Annotated in this window: 21 protein-coding genes; 16 read left to right on the top strand and 5 right to left on the bottom strand. The window is 39.6% G+C overall.

The genetic code is table 11. The annotated features are described in order from the left end of the window. A partial coding sequence (locus FKV42_RS07325) for an RNA-guided endonuclease TnpB family protein (protein ID WP_154809595.1) occupies positions 1-708 on the top strand: 708 nt, incomplete at its 5' end. Positions 709-806: 98 nt separating this feature from the next. On the opposite strand, the gene FKV42_RS07320 is transcribed toward FKV42_RS07325, so the two are convergent. Continuing rightward, complete coding sequence (locus FKV42_RS07320) at positions 807-1466, bottom strand: hypothetical protein (protein ID WP_196214083.1); 660 nt, start codon at positions 1464-1466, stop codon at positions 807-809. Between the two features lie 197 nt (positions 1467-1663). On the opposite strand from FKV42_RS07320, the gene FKV42_RS07315 reads away from it, so the two are divergent. Continuing rightward, positions 1664-2545, top strand: coding sequence for a cation diffusion facilitator family transporter (locus tag FKV42_RS07315; RefSeq protein ID WP_154809593.1), 882 nt, complete (start codon positions 1664-1666; stop codon positions 2543-2545). A gap of 25 nt (positions 2546-2570) precedes the next feature. Beyond that, positions 2571-3665, top strand: a complete 1095-nt coding sequence (gene aroC / locus FKV42_RS07310; protein ID WP_154809592.1) for a chorismate synthase — start codon at positions 2571-2573, stop codon at positions 3663-3665. A gap of 38 nt (positions 3666-3703) precedes the next feature. Here the strand turns inward: aroC and FKV42_RS07305 are convergent, their stop codons facing one another. Continuing rightward, the gene (locus tag FKV42_RS07305) at positions 3704-4627 is read right to left on the bottom strand and encodes a PstS family phosphate ABC transporter substrate-binding protein (RefSeq protein ID WP_230375533.1); all 924 of its coding nucleotides are present in this window, start codon (positions 4625-4627) and stop codon (positions 3704-3706) included. A gap of 167 nt (positions 4628-4794) precedes the next feature. Here FKV42_RS07305 and FKV42_RS07300 point away from each other — a divergent pair, with 167 nt between their 5' ends. From FKV42_RS07300 to FKV42_RS07250, 11 genes are all read left to right on the top strand, one after another. Further along, positions 4795-5721 carry a PhnD/SsuA/transferrin family substrate-binding protein gene (locus tag FKV42_RS07300; protein WP_154809591.1) on the top strand — a complete coding sequence of 309 codons (927 nt, stop codon included), beginning with the start codon at positions 4795-4797 and terminating at the stop codon, positions 5719-5721. A 9-nt stretch (positions 5722-5730) separates the two neighbouring features. Further along, positions 5731-7539, top strand: coding sequence for an ATP-binding protein (locus tag FKV42_RS07295; RefSeq protein ID WP_154809590.1), 1809 nt, complete (start codon positions 5731-5733; stop codon positions 7537-7539). Between the two features lie 122 nt (positions 7540-7661). Next, positions 7662-8624: a phosphate uptake regulator PhoU gene (locus FKV42_RS07290; RefSeq protein WP_154809589.1), complete on the top strand. Its 963-nt coding sequence runs from the start codon at positions 7662-7664 to the stop codon at positions 8622-8624. Positions 8625-8646: 22 nt separating this feature from the next. Next, a complete protein-coding gene (locus FKV42_RS07285) occupies positions 8647-9012 on the top strand; it encodes a hypothetical protein (RefSeq protein WP_230375532.1) in 366 nt (121 codons plus the stop codon). Positions 9013-9668: 656 nt separating this feature from the next. Then, the gene (locus tag FKV42_RS07280; RefSeq protein WP_154809587.1) at positions 9669-11711 is read left to right on the top strand and encodes a COG1361 family protein; all 2043 of its coding nucleotides are present in this window, start codon (positions 9669-9671) and stop codon (positions 11709-11711) included. 340 nt (positions 11712-12051) lie between these two features. Beyond that, positions 12052-13050: a substrate-binding domain-containing protein gene (locus FKV42_RS07275; protein WP_154809586.1), complete on the top strand. Its 999-nt coding sequence runs from the start codon at positions 12052-12054 to the stop codon at positions 13048-13050. A 78-nt stretch (positions 13051-13128) separates the two neighbouring features. Continuing rightward, positions 13129-14109: a phosphate ABC transporter permease subunit PstC gene (gene pstC, locus FKV42_RS07270; RefSeq protein ID WP_154809585.1), complete on the top strand. Its 981-nt coding sequence runs from the start codon at positions 13129-13131 to the stop codon at positions 14107-14109. Further along, complete coding sequence (gene pstA / locus FKV42_RS07265) at positions 14090-14983, top strand: phosphate ABC transporter permease PstA (RefSeq protein WP_154809584.1); 894 nt, start codon at positions 14090-14092, stop codon at positions 14981-14983. The genes pstC and pstA overlap by 20 nt, the downstream gene beginning before the upstream one ends. Then, positions 14976-17144 (top strand): type II/IV secretion system ATPase subunit, encoded by a 2169-nt coding sequence (locus FKV42_RS07260; RefSeq protein WP_154809583.1) that lies wholly within the window; start codon positions 14976-14978, stop codon positions 17142-17144. The genes pstA and FKV42_RS07260 overlap by 8 nt, the downstream gene beginning before the upstream one ends. Further along, the gene (locus tag FKV42_RS07255) at positions 17145-18062 is read left to right on the top strand and encodes a type II secretion system F family protein (RefSeq protein WP_154809582.1); all 918 of its coding nucleotides are present in this window, start codon (positions 17145-17147) and stop codon (positions 18060-18062) included. Beyond that, complete coding sequence (locus FKV42_RS07250) at positions 18059-19420, top strand: type II secretion system F family protein (RefSeq protein WP_154809581.1); 1362 nt, start codon at positions 18059-18061, stop codon at positions 19418-19420. The genes FKV42_RS07255 and FKV42_RS07250 overlap by 4 nt, the downstream gene beginning before the upstream one ends. Before the next feature lie 66 nt (positions 19421-19486). Here the strand turns inward: FKV42_RS07250 and FKV42_RS07245 are convergent, their stop codons facing one another. Next, positions 19487-20164: an RAD55 family ATPase gene (locus tag FKV42_RS07245; RefSeq protein WP_196214082.1), complete on the bottom strand. Its 678-nt coding sequence runs from the start codon at positions 20162-20164 to the stop codon at positions 19487-19489. A 125-nt stretch (positions 20165-20289) separates the two neighbouring features. On the opposite strand from FKV42_RS07245, the gene FKV42_RS07240 reads away from it, so the two are divergent. Together FKV42_RS07240 and FKV42_RS07235 are read left to right on the top strand one after the other, a co-directional pair. Then, the gene (locus FKV42_RS07240; protein WP_154809579.1) at positions 20290-21429 is read left to right on the top strand and encodes a hypothetical protein; all 1140 of its coding nucleotides are present in this window, start codon (positions 20290-20292) and stop codon (positions 21427-21429) included. Then, the gene (locus FKV42_RS07235) at positions 21430-22506 is read left to right on the top strand and encodes a phosphate uptake regulator PhoU (RefSeq protein ID WP_328287516.1); all 1077 of its coding nucleotides are present in this window, start codon (positions 21430-21432) and stop codon (positions 22504-22506) included. On the opposite strand, the gene FKV42_RS07230 is transcribed toward FKV42_RS07235, so the two are convergent. Continuing rightward, entirely contained in the window at positions 22474-22878 is a 405-nt protein-coding gene (locus FKV42_RS07230; RefSeq protein ID WP_154809577.1) for a hypothetical protein, read from the bottom strand. The genes FKV42_RS07235 and FKV42_RS07230 overlap by 33 nt on opposite strands. Positions 22879-23114: 236 nt before the next feature. Further along, positions 23115-24272: an LL-diaminopimelate aminotransferase gene (locus FKV42_RS07225; RefSeq protein ID WP_154809576.1), complete on the bottom strand. Its 1158-nt coding sequence runs from the start codon at positions 24270-24272 to the stop codon at positions 23115-23117. Positions 24273-24290: the final 18 nt, after the last annotated feature.

Below are 24290 nucleotides of genomic sequence, written 5' to 3'. Positions count from 1 at the left end.
TTACATAGGAAGTTTGAAGGCAAACTTAAAACTGCAACTGTTTCTAAAACTACAACTGGAAAATTCTATATCAGTATCCTTGTCGATGATGGAAAAGAAAAACCCGATACACAATATTTCGATGATGATTCTACAATCGGAATAGATGTAGGTATCAAAGACTTCGCTATCACTTCCGATGGTGAAAAAATAGATAATCCTAAATATCTAAGAAACAGTATGCAACGCCTTAAAGTTCTTCAAAAAAGACTATCAAAGAAACAAAAAGGTTCAAAGAACAGGGTAAAGGCACGATTAGCCGTTTCAAAACTTCATGAAAAAATAAGCAACCAAAGAGCAGATTTTTTGCACAAAACATCTTCTAAAATCATTAGCGAGAACCAAGCCATAGCAGTAGAATCTCTCAATGTTTCAGGTATGCTTAAAAATCATTGTCTAGCTCAATCTATAAGTGATGTTTCATGGAGTATGTTCTTCAATCAACTCGAATATAAAGCCGAATGGTACGGAAAAACCATACTCCGCATAGGACAATTCGAGCCAAGTACAAAAATATGTAATGTGTGTGGATTTCATAATAAAGAAATGACATTAAAAATTCGAGAATGGCAATGTCCTATCTGTAACACAATACACGATAGAGACATAAATGCCGCTATCAACATTAAGAAATTCGCATTACAGAATCAAAATTTGATAATCACATAGACACCGTAGGAACTACGGGAAGAGCCTGTGGACTTGTTTCCGATAGGAAGGAGAATGAAGCAGGAAGCTCCATGCGTAAGCGTGGAGTAGTTCACATTCTACTCTATGGTGCTTACAAGCTTAAGCATTTCATCTATTTCACTTTCACCATCAATTGAGAATACAGTTCCGTTTATAAATCCTGCATCCACCGTATATGCCCCGTCAGGTACGAGCCCTATTACAATGGTACTGGACTCATCATTTGAAAATGTAGTAAAAAATCCCATCATCTTCATTCCAGAATCGGTGGTGTTACTTGAACTTGTAAATATCTTAACCACAGCTTCTGAATCATCTGCCAGTGTTATTGTACGCGTGTACGATTCCTGTGTGCTTTCAATATCGTTGCTTTCCTGAATCTCACTCATTCTGCTATCCACAATCTTTGAAACAAGTTCAGATGGCAGTTGTGCTCCCGATGGTAATGAAAGGCGATATGTGATTATCTGTGCACTGAGGCTTTCCGGTATTTCTATGGAAACCGGGAGATTATTTTCTTCTTTGAACTCAAGTGCCTGCTCATTAAGATCTGATATCAACCTGTCGTTGTGATATTTTACTGTAGTCGAGTTGAAAACGATTGTTGTGGATTCTGTAATGTTTTGCTCAAGGGATTTTTCTTCAAGTGACACTTGAGACCACCCATAGGCTTCAAGAGCGGCATCATCAATTGTTGCAGGTACGGTTTGTGCAGTTTCAAGACATCCGGAGATCAACAGGGCAGTAAATAATATTGTTATAAGCGTAAACAATCTTTTTTTGTGTGGGAGCAAAACTATCACCAATATGGGAGTATGTGTTTATTTATATATTAAACCACTTCATCTTAACTAATATTGGTGCTCCTTCTTTTTTTAGATGCAAAAATCATATACTTTATATTGTTAATGGTTAATAATCTTATAGATAACAGATGTATGATATTGAATCACGTTTCAGGCAGATAAGAAAGGTAATGATCTATATTCTGTTCCTGAACCTTGCCGTCTCTTTTGCAAAAATTGCGTACGGAATGTACACCAATGTCCTGAGTATGCAATCTGACGGTTACCACTCTCTTTTTGATGGTGTTTCAAATATCGTAGGTCTTATTGGTATTCAGATTGCAGCCAAGCCTCCTGATAAGGAACATCCATACGGTCATCGCAAGTTTGAAACTCTTGCATCTATTGTAATAGCAGTCATACTGGCAGTTGTAGCTTTTGAGATCGTGCATTCTGCTTTTGACAGGTTTGGAACCGGAAGTGCACCTGAAGTAACTGTGATCAGTTTTGCAATAATGCTTGGGACAATGTGTGTGAATTATGGTGTGACAACATACGAACACAAGAAAGGTACTGAGCTTAACAGTGAAGTTCTGCTTGCAGATTCGGCTCATACAAAAAGTGATATCTATGTTTCACTTTCAGTTATCATTGGTCTTGTAGCTATTCATATGGGATATCCTGTTATCGATCCTCTTGTTTCAGTTTTGATCGCACTGGTCATATTACATGCTGGAGCCGAGATAATTTTACACAGCGTATCAATTCTGGCTGATGAGTCCCAGATTGATATTGATGAGATAGCAGAAGTTGTCCGAAATGTTGAAGGTGTCATTGATTGCCACAAAATAAGGACACGTGGTCCTCCCGGAAATGTTTATGTAGACTTACATGTGGAGGTTGATCCTGATATGACAACTTACAAGTCTCATACCATATCCCATATCGTCCAATATCGTATCAAGGAAAATTTTGATGGCATAGAGGATGTGCTTGTTCATATTGAGCCAGCTCACACACGGTCGATATAAATACTATCAAGAGGTCTATACAGTTATGCCAGGAAATTCATTCGGACATTCTTTCAGGATCACAACATGGGGTGAATCACACGGAAAAGCTCTTGGAGTCGTTGTTGACGGTGTACCTGCAGGACTTGAACTTTCAGAAGAAGATGTTCAGAAAGATCTTGACAGGCGAAGACCTGGTCAGAGTGAAGTATCAACTCCTCGTTCAGAGTCCGATTCGGTAGAGATTCTGTCCGGTGTGATTGATGGCATAACTACCGGAATGCCTGTTTCCATGATGGTCTGGAACAAGAATGCAAAATCCAGTGCATATGATTACATAAAGAATATCCCAAGACCCGGGCATGCTGATCTTGCATACACTGAAAAGTATGGTATTCGTGATCACCGTGGCGGTGGAAGATCATCAGGCAGGGAAACCATTGGAAGGGTTGCCGGAGGTGCAGTTGCCAGAAAACTCCTTTCACAGAAAGGTATTGAGGTCTTTGCACACGTAATTAAGCTTGGTGGAGTTAAAGCAAAACCTCTCTCTTTTGAAGAAATACGCAGCAATGTTGATAGTAATGTTGTACGCTGTGCCGATCCGCAAGCAGCCGAAAAAATGCTGGAGCAGGTAAATAAAGCCCGTTCTGAAGGTGATAGTATAGGTGGTATCGTGGAAATAATTGCCACCGGTGTTCCTGCAGGACTCGGAGAGCCTGTATTTGGCAAACTGGATGCCGATATTGCCTGTGCAATGATGGGAATTGGAGCCGTAAAAGGTGTTGAGATTGGTGCCGGTTTTGAATGTGCCGGAATGAAAGGAAGTCAGATGAATGATCCGATTATTCTTAATAATGGTAAGGTAACCCCTTCAAACAACAATGCCGGCGGAATAACAGGCGGCATATCCACCGGAATGCCTGTGGTATGCAGGATTGCAGTAAAACCCACGCCTTCCATATCAAAGTCCCAGAAAAGTGTTGACATGGCTGAGATGAAAGAGATAGATGTGGAGATACATGGTCGCCATGACCCGACAATTCCACCAAGAATGGTTCCGGTTGCAGAATCTATGATGGCACTTGTACTTGCAGATCATATGATAAGGAGCGAACGCATTGGTCCGGACTCTCTTCTGTGATTCAGTGTGCGTTTTTGTAAATCTTATTTTTATCTTCCTTAGTTGATAGGAAGATATCCGATTTCCTTGATGATGGACTGTCCCAGGTCGCTAAGAACAAAGTCTATGTAGTCCCCCACTTCTCCATCCGGTTCACCATCAGTGTAATACTGGAGCGGTCTTGCCAGTGGATATTCCCCTTTAAGGATAGATTCCTGTTCAGGATGGAAAGTACCTTCTGTGGTTTCAAGGCCAAGCATCTTCACGCTGCTATCAGCATATGCCAGTCCTATGTATCCAATGGCTGAACTGTCTGATGCAACAGTCTCTACAATGGCTTCTGTATTCGGTTCAGTAACTGCTTCTGAAGTGTATTCCTCATCTTCAAGTACATGTTCTTTGAAAAAAGCATATGTCCCTGAACTGGTATCACGCACCAGCACTTCTATCTCTTCATCTTCACCACCAAGTTCTTTCCAGTTACTAACTTCTCCGGTGTAGATTTTTTTAAGTTGTTCAATGGTTAAACTGTCAAATGTGTTTTTTTTGTTGACAATAACTGCAATTCCATCCCATCCAATAACTGTTTCCACAGGATTTATTCCCTTTTCCATGGCACTTTCGATTTCTGAATCTTTAATTTTCCTTGAGGCCATGGCAATTTCTATTTCACCTTCAATAAAACTTGCAATTCCAAGAGATGACCCTCCACCTATAACAATGACCTCGTCCTGGGAATTAAGTTTCATGAAAGCTTCGGATTCAGCAATAGAGACTGGTAAAATAGTATCGGAACCTTTAATGAATATTTCATTTTTTATTTCTGCATCATTGTCATAAATATCTACGTTATTTTGTTCTTCAATAGATAAGGAATTATCAGTATTCTGTGTATCATTCTGTTCAAACACAAATACTAGAGCTATTAATATCACAAGTACACTAATAGTGGCAATTATCATGTAGTTCTTTTTTGGGGTCAATTCTAGCCCTCCATTATTTAGATACCTATTTACTTATATAAAGCATACTATTATTATATATATGAGCAAATTTATATAGTTTAGTGCCAAGTTACCATAGATATAGTTTGGTATATATGATTACGTAGGTATTTTTAAATATATGGCAGGACTGTTGGAATACAAATATGAAAAACAAAGCACTCAAACGAACCAGCAGTTGTATTTTTGCAAGCTCATTAATTCTGATCTTTGTTTTTGTAACTGCTTCAAGTGGGTGCTTTGAAACAGAAGAAGCCTTAAAAGTGTCTCTTGAAAAAACCGAGACTCTAAAGCAATCGAATGTTAGTGATAAATCTTTGCGTATCGGTGTTTTTGCAATGGCTTCACCAAAAACAACCATGGAATTCTATAATGATTTCCTTTCTTACCTTTCTGAACAGACCGGTTATGACTTTGAACTGGTCCAGCGTGATAATCCCGCAGAGATTAATTATTTGCTTGAAACCGGATATCTTGATTTTGTATTTGTAAGGGAGGATGATTATATCTCCGGATATGATGATTTTGGAATGGAAATTGTCGCTGTTCCGGTAATCAATGGAGATCTTTATTGCTCATCATTTGTGATTGCAAGATCTGATTCAGGTATCGACTCATTGGAAGACTTCCGCGATAAAAAATTTGCATTCAATAGTTATCGTTTTAATCGGGGGGAAATTGTCCCGGAATACATGCTTCATCTTACAAAAGAATCACCTGATTCCTTTTTCTCAAGTTACATTTATAGTAACAGCCAGGATAATTTCATAGACATGGTGCATCAGGGAACTCTTGATGGGGCTGAAATAGATCGTATTATGTGGGATTATATGGTCACGTCTTCCTCTGAAGACTATAATGACCTAAACATTATTTATTCCATTTCAGATCATCTCGTTCCTGTTGTAGCTGTAAATCCGGATATTGATCCTGAACTAAGAAAAACTGTATCTGATGCTCTGGTTAGTATGCACGACTCTGAAAAAGGTGTGAATGTTCTTGAAGAAATGAATTTCAATATGTTTGTTGAAATGGACCATGAATCCTATCTGTCATATGGGAATAAACTGTGAGGTATTCAAATGCAAGATAAACCACAGAATATAGTGGAAGAATTTGTCTCAAGTATTGATAATTTCAGTATACGGACAAAACTCATCCTCACAGTTGTCGGTATAATTCTTGTTCTTGGTGTTCTCATGGGTTCTTACCTTAATGTGGTTCAGACAGACATGATGAAAACCGAATTGAACGAAAAGGGTATTTCTATTACACGTAATCTTGCGGAAAACAGTGTAAATCCTATTCTTACAGATAACCCTGTCCGCCTTCAGTGGCTTATTCAGACCATAAAAGAAAGTGACACTGAAGTTATGTATGTGTTTATAACTAATGAACATGGAGAGGTACTGGTTCACACTTTTACAGGAGGCTTTCCGGTTGATCTGTTAGGTATAAATCCTGCAACAGATGGTGTTAATACTCTTTTGTTAGATACTGAACAAGGATACATAAGGGATTTTTCATATCCTATACTGGATGGAAATGCAGGTGAGGTCCATGTAGGAATGTCTCAGGAATATATCAGTGCTACAGCTGATAAGTTCACACGGTATCTTCTTTTATTTGTATTTCTGCTTCTTATCGTTGGTTCGAATGTTGCTTATGTTGCAGGGTCAGTTGTCTCTAACCCCATATTAGAATTAAAAAAATCCGTAGAAATATTCGGGAAAGGAAATCTTGATCATAAAGCCTGTATTAGTTCAAATAATGAAATCGGGCAATTAGCTGATTCTTTTAATGATATGGCAGATCATATTGGTTATCTTATCGAAGAAAAAGAGAAAGCATCAAAAGAGATACTTGATACACGTAATTATCTTACCAAGATAGTTTCCGGAAGTCTTGATGGGATAATTGTTATTGATGATCAGGGTAAGATCGAATTTGTAAATGAAGCATTCATGCAGATAGCTGAAGAAGCTGAACATAAATTGATTGGTTATGATGTTATTTCTTTTGTAATGAAAAAAAGTGAAGAACTAACTTCATTTTTCGAGTCTCCTGATAAAGATACTACTTTTATGAACGAGCTTTCTTTTAAAACAAAAAACGGCAGGGATAAAACTATAATGGTGAGCATCGCTGTTGTGGAATACAGGAATGAGATCAAATATGTTGCTGTTGCAAAAGACATGACAGATGTCAAGAAACTTGAGCAACTGAAACGTAATATCATAGCTAACATTTCACATGAATTGCGTACTCCATTAAATATCATGAAAGGTTTTGTGGAAATAGCCATTGATGAGCCAGATCAGCAAAAACGAAATTCATTCCTTGAGAAATCACTAAAAGCACTCGATAGACAGAACTGGATGATACAGGATCTTCTTGAAGTTGCAAGATGTGATGATAAATTAGAGGATATGGACATTGTCAAGACAAGCATCAATTCTATTGTTGATATGGCTATCAAGTCCTTTAATGGTAAACTTATAGCATCCGGGCTTGATATCAGTGTAAAAAAAGGTCCTGACATGTTTGTGCATGCCGATCCTGAAAAAGTGGCATATGCACTGACAAAGATCATAGATAATGCTTTGAAATTTACAGACAAAGGTGGCAGCATTGAATTAGGTACATTCCCAAAAGACGGCGGATCTGTTGTCTATGTGAAAGATACTGGTGCTGGAATTGCGGCTGATCAGCAGGAACTGATTTTTGACAGGTTCTATCAGGTTGATTCTTCATCGACCCGTAAATATGGTGGAAACGGGCTTGGTCTGGCTATTGTGAAAAACATAATTGACCAGCATGAAGGAAAGATATGGGTTGAATCAGTTTTGGAAAAGGGAAGTACATTCTATTTTATGATACCTGGTTTTTGAAAGTCAATCATAAACAGCTTTCATCTATATATATTCTATAGATTCTACCTATCTATTAAGATAAGCTTTATAGGTTAATTCCTGTCCATTAGTTCTATCTTCCTTTCGGATTGTGAAAAAAGATGGATACAAGAAAAGTACAGATCACGGGAAAATCTACGTATGTGGTTACTCTTCCCAAGAAATGGGCAGTTCGTTCAAAACTGGAAGCTGGTTCCCATATTTCTATTTTTTACCAGGAAGACGGATCTTTGCTTCTAAAACCTCCGGGCACCAAAGTTTCCAGGAAAACGAAAAAAATAAAGTTCAACAAAGAACTGGAACACATAAAAAGAGATCTTGTAGGTCAATATATAATAAGTGATCATCAGACAATAGAGATTGTCGGGGATGATATTCCGGCAGCAGCACGCAGGGAGATCAAAGACCTCTGCCATCGTCTTGTAGGAATGGAAATGGTTGAAGGTGACGAGAAGAAAATCATCATCAAGAATTTTCTGGACACTGAAGACTTCACCATTGAAAAAGGACTTAAAAGGATGTCTTCACTCGTATACCTCATGCTTGATGAACTGGCATCCGCCTTTGAGGAAAATGACAAAGAATTATGTAGTCATATAATATCCCGTGATGATGACCTTGACAGAATGTTCCTTCTTGTATCAAAACAACATGTAGAACGTCTGAACCTCAGGAAACCTTCAAAGCATGATAAACTAAGTCTTGTGGAGTCATTCTATTACCGGCTTGCTGCCAATGACATAGAACGAATCGGTGACCACATTTCTAAAATATCATTACATTTCTCTTATATCACACTGCCACAGGAAGTACTTTCAATACTTGTTGACCTGTGCAGGGAGTGTCAGTCTATTTTCATGGACAGCACTGAAGCTTTGCGTGAATCTGAAAGTGATATTGCAAATCGTGTACTTGGAAGAGAGGATATATTCAATAAAATGCTCATAAGTGCTACTCAGCTACCAACCGAGGAGTCTATTGAACTTATTATTGACAGTTTTAGCAGGATTAAGGATTATGCGTCAAATATTGCAGAGTCTGCTATCGATCTATCGCAATTATAGACTCATCCCTCTTTTTCTCTGTGTGGGTGTAATTATTGATTACTCCCTGACTTTCTATTTTGCCGGCAGCGTTGAAAGGATACTGGATTATGAGTTCAGTCCAACGCTAGTCTTTGCTGTAAAACACGATATAGTTCTCCCATATCTTGCTCTAACGGTTATTTTCTATTATTTTATGGGTTACACCATACTAAAATTCCTGGAAGACGAAGAAATCTATCCAATTGGCGTTTTTATAATCCTTCTTATGAGTCTGACACATGTTCTCGGTGGCTTGTCATGGCTTGTGCTCAGCGAGGCGTATTCTAATATGATATTCATGCTTTCCATGACATCCATAATTATTGCCATATCTGTATTTGGATACGAAATAGTCAGAAGGGAATAATCTCAGGGAAAATCAAAATGGCCGAGGTTATTTTTTGGCTTTGTAGAATTTCTGCCATCATAACTTTAAGGTAAGCAGCAAACGAGATTCCTCTTTGTTCCTTGATAACTGGAGTTATCCCGAAGCGTCCGGCGAAGCCGGCGTTTTCCCATCAGAAGAAACAAAAATATATTCTAATAGCTTGTAATTTTTTCTTAGGACTTCTGCATACTCAGTACTTCTGTAGAATAATTTGTATAAATATAATGATCTAATGACTAATATTCTGCACAGCAGCAAGGGAATGTGGCACCTTCGGCGGATGGTTACTTTGTTTTTAGCTTGCCAGTTGTTTTTGTGGAAATGAGAAAGAGTATTGTCTGTATCAATTATATAGTCTATTTAGTACCTCATAGCAGAAAGGGCTGTATGTATTTCCTTTGTGCAAGGGATATATGATTACGTGTTTATTCTGAAGTTCATGAAGAGAATAGTCAGTTTGCTGGCAGCGTTGGTACTTTCCCTCTATACCTTCTATTCTACATGCTGGTACACAGCCTCCTCGTTTTTTAATGTGGCTGTACCCTTTGTTTTCGTTACTTTGTCGGGATATGCCTTGCTGATCTACGTTCTGTCCGGAAAAGTATCCAAAAAATCATAATAGCGGAGTGGAGTTTGTGAGAAAAACGAAAATATGCATACTCTGCCTGTTATGCCTGACAACATTACTGCTTTTCTCTTCACAACTACCTCTGGCATCTGCAAATACTGAGTGTCCATGTGATGACCTTGATGATTGTGTTGAGTGGGTCAGTGAAGGTAGTGTAAGTGTTAAGTGGGGTCAGGTTGAGACTATTGAGATTAATGGTGAATCTTACACATTTAGAGCTGATGACTTTGACGAAAGCCTTGATGCTGCTCTTATTTCCATAGAAAGAGATGGAGTTGTCAGGAAAGAATTTCTTTTTCTAACAGGTTCATACGACAAGCAATGGCTTGAATGGAACAATGAGGTTAAAGTGGAAATATCCGGTATTTCTGTTGATGGATATAAAACTCCATCTGCAAGTCTTAAGTTATATTCAAGGGGGCGTCCAGAACTTGAAATTGAATTTGATGCAAGTTCTGAAACTGTAGATGGAGTGGATGTTTCTTCAGAACAGTATGCTCCGGGGGAGGAGAAAAAGATAGATGTAACTGTAACAAATACTGGTGATGCCTGGATTGAGAATGTTATTCTTAAGATTGACACTGACGAGATGAAGGTACGCTCAAAAGAGGACTTTGAATACCGGGATGGCATTTTAAAGGAAAATTTAGGTTGTCTTGAAGTAGGTGACAGTGTTGAAATGAATTTTACAGTGGTGGCGCCTGAGTGGGATGGTGTAATTTCGCCTTATGATTTAACTTATTATGTTAATGCTACTGCGGGTGGGTATGATATTAAGGATGGTTATTTTGATGCCAGCGATTCAATATCTTTTGAGTGTACAGATCCAGAACTTAAAGTAACCATGGAAATTGTGAATGAAGAAATAAATATGAGTACCTGGTATGTAAAACAGCTTGATAAAAGTACCAGTACTTCCGCATCAATTGATTTCGAGATAAGGGGTGCTGATGAGTATTCTTTTTTGAGAACCCGCGTTTTCAATCTGGGTCTTTATGCAATTGATGACATGGATGTTCAGTTTTCTGTTATTCCTGATGACCTTGTAATATCTGAGATTTATGAATCTGGTGATTATTCATCCATGGCCCCAGATGGTCAGTACTATATTGGTCAGAAATTGGTCTCCATAGCCCCGGGTAAATACACTTTTGACAAAGTTGTAGTTACTGCTAATTTCTTTGGTGAAAATCTGATCTGGAGTTCCGGGTCAGAAAGTCTGACTGTTCATGGTCCACATATTGTAGTTGCTAAAAAATTGGTTAAAGATGGCTCTGATTATAGAGTATCTCTTGATCTTTCTAATGATGGTGACCGTGCATCCTGGATTAATCTTACTGATTTTATTCCTGATAAAGTAAACTATGTAAGTGGAAGTTTGGAGAAAAGCCTGAAAGGGAGTGATCTTCCTCTAAGCGAATGGGATCTTAGTACAACAGTTGTCAATGGTACGCAAATGGTTTCTGTAAAGGGTGTGTTGCTTCCTCCCGGCTCAACACTTTCCATGTCATACGAGTTCTCTTCTGATGAAGCACCTAATCTTCCTGCCGCTGTCTGTGAGTTCAAATCTATATGGGATTATGAGGGTGAAGCTCAATCTTCCTATTATGTAGATGGTGCTGAAGTTAAACAGTACTGGAAGCCTATGAATGGTGGGTGGGTTACAGAGTCTAATATCACAGAGAATGCAGTAGTGCCTGTTGTTGTTGAGTCTGAACACGAAGTTATTGACGTTTCAGAAGAAACCACTGATGATGACCTTTATTCCACAGATGATGAATTACCCGATACTTCTGATGTTGTTCTGGAAGTAGAAACAGAATCATCAACTTCATTCTTATCAAAGATTCTCTCTCCGATCAGCAGTATCTTTGATAAGGTTCAGCAATTTGTAAGCAATATTTTTAGAGGTGCTCTTAGCGGGATTGCTTCTGTTTTTAGCATGGCTGAAAATTCTGCTATAGCTGCTGTGGAAAATTATTTGTATGCAGTTGTTATAGGAATAGCACTTGTCGTATTCCTTGTAGTATATACTTTGATATCCAAATGATTCCTTTTTCTTCTTTTCTGCAAATATTTTATTTATTCAATATACAGTTACTTATTTCTGTATACTTTTTAATAAATTGAATTAATTAAAAATATGCTGGCGCAAAGCTCTTTTTATAAATTATTCTTCCACAATAATAAAATATAGTTCTCTATGTTACACTTAAATGCAATTATTTGATGTATATGCACCAGTATATAGAGATATTGGAATTCTATATTGATAATTGTACTATATACATTACTTGTAGAAGCATTATATATTCTCACTCCAATTAGGTGCCAGAGTGATTAAAACCCACTCTGAATAGGAACATAAAACAAATTGGTGTACGATAAATATGTTTAAGAAACTTTTCAACAATGAAGCTGGTGTTTCACCTATCGTTGCAACCCTCGTCTTAGTAGTGGTAGCAATCGCTGGTGCAGCAGCTGTAGGAACAATCATGGGATCATTCTCAAACGAAGTATCTGACAGTGCAAGCGCAGGCGATGCAGCACAGTCCTCCTCTGTCGAGATTTTCATCGGCGGTAGCTCAACTGTATACCCAGTATCCCTCGCTCTTTCAGAAGAATACATGAAATCCCATGCAGGTGTAAGCGTAGATGTAGCATCCTCTTCCTCAGGAACTGGTGTTGCTTCAGCAGGTATGGGTCTTGTAGACATCGGTGCAGCATCCAGGGACATTGAGCCAGAAGAACTTGCAAAATACCCAGACCTTCAGGCACACCAGATTGGTGCAAGTGCAGTAGTTATGGTTATGAACAATGCTTCAGGTGATGTCATGACTGACCTTAACATGACAGGTGCAGATGTTCTTGCTTTGTATAATGATTCTACTAATGGTGCCAGAGCAGGTGAAACAGTAACTACTCTCCCAGGTCTTAATACAGTAGCTGGTACATACACAGTTGTAAAGAGAACCGGTGACAGTGGAACACAGGACACACTCTGTTCATACATCGGTCTTGATGATGATATTATGGAATCTGATGACATCCAGGCTAAGGAACTTGACGGCAATGCAGCTGTAGCTGAATATATTGCAGGTCACGATGGTTCAATCGGTTTTGTCGACTACGGATTCGCACAGAAATATGGTCTTACAATCATTGGTGTCGACTGTACAAATGCTGAAGCTGCAGACTCTGACAATGTAGTTGCTGCAATCAACGGTGAGACTTCACCATTCCCAGCTGGAATGACAAGACCACTCAACCTTATCACCCTTGGTAACCCATCTGCAATCGCACAGTCCTTCATCGACTTTGCAAAGAACCCATCCAACGCAAACTACTACGAGGATGCAGGTTACTTCGCAATGGTTGACCTTGTATAAACACAACTAAAAATATTTAATGTTTAGGTCTGCACAGTGCAGACCTTTTTTTTGATTTATTTATTTTTGAGGAAAACGATGCAACAATTTATTGAAAGACTGAATACAAAGCTTCTGGAAACAGCTGGATTGTCCAATAATTTTAAATTTAAAAATGCCGATAATCTCTTCTTCTCTGCAATAGCAGGAATGACACTTTTCCTGATGTTGTTTATCATAATATATGTTTTCTATGTGGCTTCTCCTGTTTTATTAAAAGTGGGTCTGCTAGATTTTATAACCGGAACTAGGTGGAACTATGGTGCAAGTGCCTATGGAATCTGGAATTATGCCCTCAGTACAATTTACCTGACAGTTCTTACGCTTCTGATTTCAGTCCCACTAGGACTTTTTGCAGCAATTTTTCTCACAGAGTTTGCATCAAAGAGAATAGAGTCAATACTGCGTCCTTTGATCGAGCTCCTAGTAGGGATTCCATCAGTGGTGTACGGGATATTTGGATTTTTCATACTGGAGGATATTTTCCGTCATCATATCGATCCGTTCCTGAATGGTACTCTGGGAGTTTTCCTTCCAATATTCCGTGATAATAATCCCAATGATGGTTTTAGTCTGTTGCTGGCTTCCACAGTGCTTGCGGTGATGGTTCTGCCAACGATCGTTACACTTTCACAGGATGCTATACGCATGGTCTCGAAAGATTACAGGGATGCTTCTTTTTCCCTTGGTGCCACCAAATGGGAAACGATCAAAAATGTTGTATTGCCTGCTGCAAAAGGTGGGATAACTGCATCTGTGATATTGGGTGCCATGCGAGCCATGGGTGAAACAATGGCTGTGCTCATGCTGTATGGTGGGTCAGCAACAGCTCCTGTTTCTATCCTTGATTCGGGTACTGCAATGACAAGTCTTATACTCGGTGATCTTGGTTCAAACTTCAACAATGACGAAGCTGTCAGTGCCCTATTTGCAATCGCAGCTTTGCTTTTTGGAATGGAAATATTCTTTGTTATTATAATAAAACTAATGAGTGGATCATATGGATCGTCGAAGGCTTGAAGAAAATATCTTTAAGGGAATTAGCTATCTGGCCGGAATCATTTCAGGGTTGATATTGATAGTTATTATGGGGAAAATTGCCTGGGCCGGTATTCCATACATTAATTGGTATTTCCTGCTGACATCTGAAAATGAAACTCCAGGTATTGGAGGTGGGATCGGTAATTCGATAGCAGGTACGTTTGTCCTTTCGGTTTTTGCAACAGCAATTGCATCTCCTCTAGCAGTCGGTCTTGCAGTCTATATGAAACGCTATGCAAAAAATCGTCCTTTCATCAAACTAGTTGATTTTTGTGTAGAAGTGATTTCAGGTACTCCATCCATCGTTCTGGGTGCATTGGGTATTTTGATTCTTGTTTTCTATCTCAGGTACTATACAGGAGGCTTTTCGTTGATATCAGGCTCAATTGCTCTTTCCCTGTTAATCCTCCCAGTTATTGAAAGGGCAGCTGAGCAGGCTATTGACAGGGTGCCAAAGGAGCTGGAAGAAGCAAGTTATGCACTTGGAGCTAATAAATGGGAGACTATAACAAAGATTACCCTGCCATTTGCTCTGTCAGGCATAATAACAGGTATCGTTCTTGGAATCGGTCGTGCAGCTGAAGAATCTGCAATTGTTATTATGACAGCTGGCTACTCAATTCACATGCTTTCATTCAAAATAGTACCAAATGAAGCGCTTGTCTATGGTGTGAAGGTATATCCTTTCCAGGCTCTGCTTGCAACGCTTCCTATAACCATCTACAATTCATATCATTATCCTACAATGGTGGACCAGGGTGAAGGGTTTGCTGCAGCTTTAGTATTGATTGGCATAGTTATGTTCATCAATCTTGGTACTAGGCTTCTGTTGAGGAGGCGCAGAATTGGCTAAACTTCAACTGCGTTCAAGGTTCAGTAAAAAGAAATCATCATCTGGATCAGGTGAAGTGGCAGCTGACATAAAATCAGTTTCTGATGATAAACACGTACCAGATCTGCCAGATAAAACAATTGAATCAGTAGATGATGATGAGTTTTCCGGTAATGGGCATATCAGTGAAGAGGAAATAATTCCTTTTTCAGATGAGAATGAAATTATAGATAATCAGGATTCATCTGGGGATTTCTTCCTTAATGGTGAAGAAGACATTAATTCCATCCCTTTGGAACCAGAACCTGAGATTATTGTCGAGGATTCTGAAGCCTCTGTTCCCAAAGACAAAGCCGTGAAAAAGAAAAAATTTAGTTTCAGAAAAGGCAAAAAGGAAAAGAAGTCAAAGAAATCCTCTAAAAAAGACAGTCTAAGCACTGCAGAAGCTGAGGATGGGGAACAAAGCTCAAAACCTGCAAAAAAGAAATCAGAGTCAAAATTGAATCTGAAGTTTGGCAAAAAAAAGAAAAACAATTCAGAAAACGAAGATAGCAATACTATCACATCCGTAGATAAACAGGGACAAGAATTGGCTGAAGATTCTCAGTTTTCTTTACTTCTCAAAAAGATAGAACAGATAATAACTCCAAAACCCGAAATAATCGAAGAGATGGAGTTCATTGTTGATGAGATATCAATTCCTGTTCCCGGAGTTCCACAAAAAGAAATTAGCATCACCTATGAAGTTACTTATGGATTCCAGTATGTTCATGTTGAATTCACAGGAGAGTCACTTCAATATACTTGCCTTGAGCCTCCTTTAAGTGAATCTGAAAAAGAAGCAATGTTCATTATACAGAATGCCTTTGATAAAATGGCACACTCAGAGATTCTTCTTGTAGAGGAGGAAGATCGTGCTGAGGCTCTGAGGGACAGGTTCAATCTCATTGTTGATATTTACCGTCTGAAGCTCACTGAAACTCAGAAAGACAAATTCTTCTATTATCTTCACAAAAAGTACATGGGATTTGATAGGATGGACCTCCTGATGAAAGATCCTTATATTGAGGATATCACATGTAACGGTCCATATACTCCTCTTTACATCAACCACAGGGTATACGGTTCCGTGGCAACTGATGTTGTCTATGAAGAGATCGAGCTCAACAATTTCGTCATGAGGATGGCACAGGCGGCAGGCAGGCATATTTCGGTACTGGAGCCTATCAGGGATGCAACACTGGTGGATGGGAGCCGTGCAAACCTAACACTTGGAAAAGAGGTTACAAAAAGAGGTTCCACATTCACCATCAGGCGTTTCAGATCCAATCCGGTTTCATGTATTGATCTGATGAACTACAAAACATATGATTCAACCGTCCTTGCATATTTCTGGCTCATGGTGGAGTATAAACGTTCCGTATTAGCAGCCGGCGGAACCGCTTCTGGAAAGACCACCACCCTGAACGCTCTGGGTGCATTTATTCCACCGGAATACAAGATCGTATCTATTGAAGATACTGCCGAAATGAACCTCATGCATCCTAACTGGACACAGTCTATCACAAGAGCTGGTTTTGGTGGAGGTGAGGGAGGTAAATCCGCAGGAGACATCGAACTTTTCGATCTCCTGAAGGCTGCTTTGAGGCAAAGGCCAGAATACATAGTAGTTGGTGAGGTTCGTGGTGCTGAAGCCGGTACGCTTTTCCAGGCAATTTCCGTAGGTCACCCATGTATGGGGACAATACACGCAGGTTCTATACAGGAACTACTTTCCAGGGTTGAATCAGAACCGATGAACGTTCCAAGGAATCTCTTTGCCAGTGTCGACATGGTTATTTTCAATTCTATGATAAAAGTGGGCGAACATTTCCTCAGGCGTGCTTTAAGGATCGTTGAGATAGTGGAGCTTGACCCGGAGCGTGGAGACCTTATTACAAACCCTGTATTCAAATGGAATCCTATCACAGATGAATATGAATACAGTGGCAGCAGTGCCATGTTTGATGATATCAACGAGGAATTTGGTATTGATCAGAGTGAGCTGATACGGGAAATGGACCTCCGGGCAAAGTATCTGGAAGCTCTTGCACGGGATGGAATTACTGAATATGAGGATGTAGCCAGAGCCATTAGAAGGTATTCACGAGAAAAAGATGAGATGCTGGAGATGACGCATTAAATGGTCAAGACCCAGAATGTCAACGTCCATCAGGCATTCAATGATGGGCCTACTAACAGGTATGTTGAAAAATATAAGATGTTCTGTTATGTCTTTGGTAAACACATAGATAAAAAACCACAGGATGACATAGCTAAGTCTCTTTACCAGGCAGACATGGTACTTACTCCTGGTATGTTCATGTCTCTTGCACTGGTTACTGCTGGCCTGGCTTCAGGGATCGTGTTTATATTGTCCCTTTTGCTTTTTACAAAATCATCATCTCCACTTGTTTATATATCCGTTCTCACTTTCCTCACATTTGGATTGACTGTAAGCGGTTTTCCATTCATGCTTTACAACAAGGTATCTAACAAGAACATGAATATCGAGCAGGAGCTGCCTTTCACTCTTGGATACATGACTATACTTGCAAGTTCAGGTTCTTCCCCTATGGATGTCATAAGGAAAGTTGCGATTGAGGACTATGGTGATGTTTCTGTCGAATTTGGTAAAGTAATGTACCGTGTGGATGTACTTGGTGAGGATGGTGTAAGTGCCATGAATCACCTGATACGCAACACGTCTTCAGAATCTCTAAGGGCAATATGCATTGACCTTGCAAATGCAATGCAATCCGGTGGTGGATTACGTACCTATCTCGAGATGAAGTCAAGGGAACTCATGGACATGAGAAGACAAATGCAGCAGGAGTTCGTAGATTCTCTGGGAGTTTATGGTGAAGGCTACCTGAGTGGCGTTGTTATGAGTGTAGTACTTGTAGTTCTGATGATCGTGGTCACAAGTGCTCTTGGAATTGATCTCGGACCTTTTACAGCTAAACAGATGTTCCAGTTCTTTATTTACTTCATGTTACCTTTCATAAACATCGTTTTCCTGATTCTTTTATGGATGAAATATTCAAGGAGTACTCTATGAATATTGAAAAATATCGTCTGACAGCGCAGCGCTATGTTCAGATGCTGACTATACGTTATGATATCAAACGTGAATATCTCACATTAGGAATACCTGTATTTATTGCATTAATGATCGTGGTTATGGCTTTATTTACAGGTCATTCATTTGTCACAGATGAAGCCGCAGCTGGAGGTGCTGTAAGTGAGGAAGCAGATGCACGAAAAGCAGCATATGAGGCACTTGTGGCTGAAATGGAAGCTGCAGAGGCTGCCGAAAGAGGTGAAGTGGTAGCTACCGAAGAGGAGGTGGCAGAGCCAGAAACTGAGGAAGAAAAACCGAAGGATGATCTTGATCACATTATGGTATTTGCTGTACTGGTAGCTATAATTCCATATTCCATTGATTCGTTCCTTGAAAAACGGAAACTACAAAAAAGGGAAGTTGCTTTTAGTGAATTTCTGTACAAGCTTTCTGAGCTCATGCGTGGAGGAATTGATCCTGTAAAAGGTTTCATCAATCTCTCAAAGACAAATCTGGGAGCTATCAGCAGTCATGCACAGGATGCAGCATCATCGATGGTGCTTGGTAAGTCCTTTGATGAATCCATGCACAAGATGTCAGATTCAATGAATAGTCGCCTTGTTGCCAGGTATATAGATGTAGTTGTTCAGGCTGCCTACACTGGTGGTAATGTGGCTGACCTGTTGTTCCGAACTTCAGAGGATATGAGGTCTGTGATTGCTATCCAGAGAGAAAAGGAAGCAAACCTGAAGCAATATATTGTAATTTTTTATCTTGCACAGGGTATTATCGTAATGTTGACCTACATTCTTTCAACATCCCTGTTACCTCTGATTCAGGGGGTTGGTATGGAGATGCTTGGTGGTGCCGGTCTTTCGGATATTGACTTTGAGAGAGGTTTTTTACATATGATCATACTCAATGCTCTCTTTGGTGGGCTTATAGTCGGGCAGATTACTGAAGGTGAGATCAAGCATGGGTTCAAACATTCTGCTATATTGATAGCTCTGAGTTATGTTGCATGTGTTACATTGCTGTTGCCAGCAGGTGTAGGTACTTCATATATGGTAACTGTGGCTTCCGGTGATGCGCAGGAGGTTATGATGGGTGGTCTTCCATTACAGAATCCAATCATATTTAACGTAACAGATATGGATGGAAATCCTGCTGCTGGTACATTTGTCAAGATGACAATAACGCCTTCAGGTGAGATTACAAGTTCTATGACAGAAGAAGATGGTACAGTCACTGTATCCCCTATGCCGGGTTCAGATTCAGGAACTTACATAGTTACGGCAACTGCCGGTGAATCGAAGGGCACTGCAACAATAATTGTGAATGGAGGAGGAGATTGATCTCCTTCTTTTCCGCTCTCAAAAATTAAAAATAAAATAAATCAAAAAGAGTATTGATTATTTAGACTAACCAACCCTTTCTCTCATATCCATGGTGATTCCCTGACTGGTTACATTATATGCGATCATTTTGTTCAGTGGAATGCTGCCTTTCATTTTAGGGATATTGATGAATCTGTTAATTTTTCCAGCCAGGTACTCGGTTCTGAACTGGATAACACCATCAACCATGGATCGGATTATCTTCTCAGCTCTTTCGGGTAGTATACCCATATCTGCTGAAAGCAGGAATGTGATATTTTCCTTCCTGCTGATACTGATAAGTGCTTCAATGGTCTCGGATATGACTTCTGTGTCTTCATGAACGAAAAGTGCGGCGAACGTGTCAATGATGCAGACATCAGCTTCACTTATGTTGTGCAGAAGTGATCCATTGTCCTCTCCGTGAAGCCTGCTGTAAAGCCTGTGACGTTTGTAGCACATGTCCAGTAAAGCAATGTGGTCTGAAAAGTTACCTATTACTGTTAAAAGCTCAGGTTTTGCAAAAGATTCAAACCTGTTCATTTCATCTTTCAGGTCGCTTTCTGAGTTTCTGGTAGATATGTAAAATACTTTTTTTCCAGATTTTAAAGCATCAGAAGTAATTTTGCGGAAAAAGACACCTTTTACATCTCCTATGTCTTCTTCTACTAATAGTACCACATTGGTAGGTACGTTTTTTAAACCAAAGCTAGTCAGCACCATCAAAACCCTTAAAGTAATCATTGCTTAAATGGTTTTGGAATAAAATCCACAAATCTATAGACTATTGGGTACTATATATATTACAGAAATAAAGTATATAATCGGTAATACACTTCTCATCAAAGATGGCTGGCAACGATGTGAAAGCGTTTTTTAACGACGATTCTGGTGTTACTGTTATATTTGGCACCCTGTTATTGATACTGATTACCATTATTGCTGCCTCCAGTGTTGCCTACATGATATCTACTACCGAAAAACAGGCAATGGATCTTGAAAGTCATCAGCAGGCAGTTGAGAATGAAAACCTCAAAATCGTTTCTATCGATCCGGTTGGGGATGGTTCAAACTGGGAATCCATTGACCTGAAAATACTTAATCTCAATACGCAGGATTCCTACATTTCTGCAATACGGATTAATGATGGATATTTCCTATATTATCGGGCGTATGAAGATGATTCCTCTGATGAATTCGATACATACAACGGATATCCAGCTGTTTATAATGCAAATCATAGGTTGAAGGTTCCTGCTACTAAAAGCAAGACAGTTCATCTAAATTTCTCTGATATAGATGTTCAGGGAACTGAAATAATTGACACTTCTGCATGGTCTAATAACAGTACTGACTTCAAATATTCCCTCAAAAAACATCCATGGGATGCTTATGGTGAATATGAATACGATTTTAATCTCACTTATGTAAACGGAACAAATTGCATCGAAACCGGCAACATTACAATGGATGATGAGAAACGACAAATTACATTCCTGGGTAACAATTCAGGCGGAAATCTCACCAATACATCAAATTATAATATCTCATATTCACTGAATTTCGTATCATATCCTGGTAATTCTCCTTCTGAAAGAGATCCTGTCAGGGTTGAACTTATTACTTCATACATCAACGTTTTCAGGGAAGTTTTCACTCCTCCAATGCCAGTGGCAGCAGTACAATTCAAAGTTGAATATCTGCAAGATGGAAATGGAACTCAGAGTCCCAGTAGCTACCTGATATTAGATGCCTCGGATTCTACCGATATTGATGGTTTTATTACCAGTTACAAATGGGCCATCTGGAAGGATTCAGCTAACGGGACAACAACTCTCTATGATTATGACCTTCAGGGAATGGTTGTAAGGCCTATTGGAATTGACCCGTATAACGATCATAATGTAACCATCGATCTTCTGTTAACTGATGATGATGGCATGACCTCCAGATTAAGCCAGGTATCGGGTAACCTGACAATTCTTTAAATCATAAAAGGAAGGATTCACATAGCAGACAAAAGAAAGATCCAGTTAACAGGTGGCTCTACGTATATTGTTTCTCTTCCCATTGAGTGGGTAAGGGAAGGCGGACTCACTGCAGGCGACACTGTGGTTCTTACAACAAGACCTGACAGGTCATTGCTCATTAGCTCAGACCAGAGTAAATTGAAAAAGAATGTCCGTTCAAAGGTAGATATGATCGCATCTGAGGACCAGGAAGAGAACTTCAGGTCTCTTGTTGCAAATTATCTTGTAGGTTACGACATAATCAGAATCGTTTCCCCAGGAGGTTTCTCGGCTGCAGAGCGCAAGTATCTGAAGGAATCTGCACGCAGGCGTCTTATAGGTATTGAGATTGTAGAGGAGACCAGAACAGAGATAATTATGCAGAATCTGCTGAATTTTCAGGATATTTCCCTTGAGAAATCCCTTCAGAGCATGTACCGTATTATTTTGTCTATGATGGAGGATTCCGTTGTGGCATTAAGAGAAGCTGATGTGGAACTTGCAAAGGATATCATTCATAGGGATAATGATGTTGACAAGTTCTACCTTTTAAGTGTCAGGCAAATAAAAGCAGCCTTAGATGACTCAACACTTGCAGGCAAGATCGGTATAAAAGACACCAAAGATTGTCTGGGTTATCGCTTAATCATAAAACTCATGGAACGTATTGGTGATCATGTCCAGAACATATCTCTCAGTGTAATCCAGATAGATGGTGAAAAAGGGGACAATGCTGATATCATTGAAATGGGCTTGCTTTCCCAGAAATTGTTCCAGGACTCTTTTAATTCGGTTATGGGTATTGATACAGACCTTGCAAATCACGTGATGAGGACTTCCAGGATGTCAATTGCGCTTGGAAACAAGATAATCCAGAGGTCTGAAGATAGTGACAATCCTTACTGTCTCTCAAGGGAGCGCCAGAGAAAAATAATAGAGAGTTTCCAGCGTATATCAGAATACAGTGCAGATATAGCTGAAATGGTCATCAATATGAAGGCCACTCATATCAAGCAGACTTTATTAAAAGAGGCCCAGGCACTCGAACAGGCTTGATCTTACAGTAATTACCATAAGATTGTTGATCACAAGCACAAGTCCGAAAACGCTTACTCCTGTCCTAGACAGATTCCAGAGATTTCTGGCGTATGAATGGACAGATGCCTTGATGGAACAATAGTTCCAGTAGATTACTGTCAGGATCATCAGTTTTACAATTAGCAGTGACCAGAGTCCGTGGGTTCCCATTATACTTGAGAGAATACCGTTTTCCTCAAACCCGTATCCATTGTTTATGGCATGAAAAGTTGTGAGGAAATCTCCTATTATGTAAAGCAGGATGATGTATCTGGCTTCATACAGGAATTCGTATATCGCTTCTGTGTTGAACAATCCTCTGTTGTGTGTATTAATGGTATTAGGAAGCATACTTTCTTAGAAGCTTGCTCATGTATATTGGTGGAATGTAGTTATTTCAGGAAGTCATGTTCATATTTTTCTTAAACAAAAATAAATAAAATTAAAATATATATTGCATCTTGAAATTATTGGTTTCTATATATTTTCAGATACGTCTTTGCAGCTCATTTAAATACAAAAACCAGAACAAACCTGCAACTGAAAGAAAAGATGAGAAAATAAAAAAGAAAGAAAAAGGCTGAATATCAGATATTCAATTTGCTCATCCTTTCCACTGCTTCATTGATTCTGTCAACGGGGCGTGTAAGTGCAAATCTGATATAACCTTCGCCGTAAGTTCCAAAGCCAACACCTGGTGTTGCTACAATGCCAGCTTCCTCAAGAAGTAGTTTTGCAAATCCCATGGAATCATATCCATCTGGAACAGGTGCCCATACATAGAATGTTGCTTTAGGTGATTTTACGTCAAGTCCAACTTCATTTAGGCCCTTAAGGAGTGCATCCCTTCTTTCTTCATAAATGGTGTTCATATCAGCAACACACTGCTGTGAACTGGAAAGTGCAGTAATGCCTGCCATCTGGATAGCATCGAAAGCTCCGGAATCCACGTTTGACTTTACCTTACCTACACCGGCAATTATGTCCTTATTACCGACTGCAAATGCAAGTCTCCATCCTGTCATATTATATGTTTTTGACAGTGAGTAAAGCTCAATTCCCACATCCATTGCACCATCAACACTCAGGAAGCTTGGTGCCTGATAGCCATCATAGGTCATTTCAGAATATGCATTGTCGTGGATGACAATTATGTCATTATCCTTTGCAAACTGTACAACCTCTTCAAAGAACTTTTTATCAGCGACTGCTGCTGTTGGATTGTTAGGATAATTCAGGAACATCAGCTTTGCTTTTTCAAGCTTGTCCTTTGGTATTGCATCAAAGTCAGGAAGGAAGTTGTTCTCTGCCATTAGAGGCATAATGTGAGGCTCTCCACCTGCAAACTGGGTTCCAATTTTGTATACTGGGTATGCAGGGTCAGGACAAAGTGCCACATCTCCCGGATTGATAAACGCCAATGGTATGTGAGCAACTCCTTCTTTAGAGCCGATCATCGTAAGTACTTCAGAAGCAGGGTCAAGTTCAAGTCCTCTACTTTCTTTGCACCAGTCTGCGGCTGCTTTCCTGAAGCTCATCATTCCTGTGTAGGATGGATATGTATGTGTTTCCGGGTTGCGCACAGCTTCACACATAGATTCTACGATATGTGCGGGTGTTGGCTGGTCAGGGTCGCCAACTCCGAGGTCGATAACATCTACTCCCTTGGCTCTAATCGCTGCCTTGGACTCGTCTATTGTCGCAAATAGGTATGGAGGCAATGAGTTAATCCTGTCAGAATACATTTGTTCACCTGTAGTTCA

The sequence above is a fragment of the Methanolobus vulcani genome (assembly GCF_006546655.1).
Lineage (GTDB): Archaea > Halobacteriota > Methanosarcinia > Methanosarcinales > Methanosarcinaceae > Methanolobus > Methanolobus vulcani_A.
This window is presented reverse-complemented; position numbering and strand designations above follow the sequence as displayed.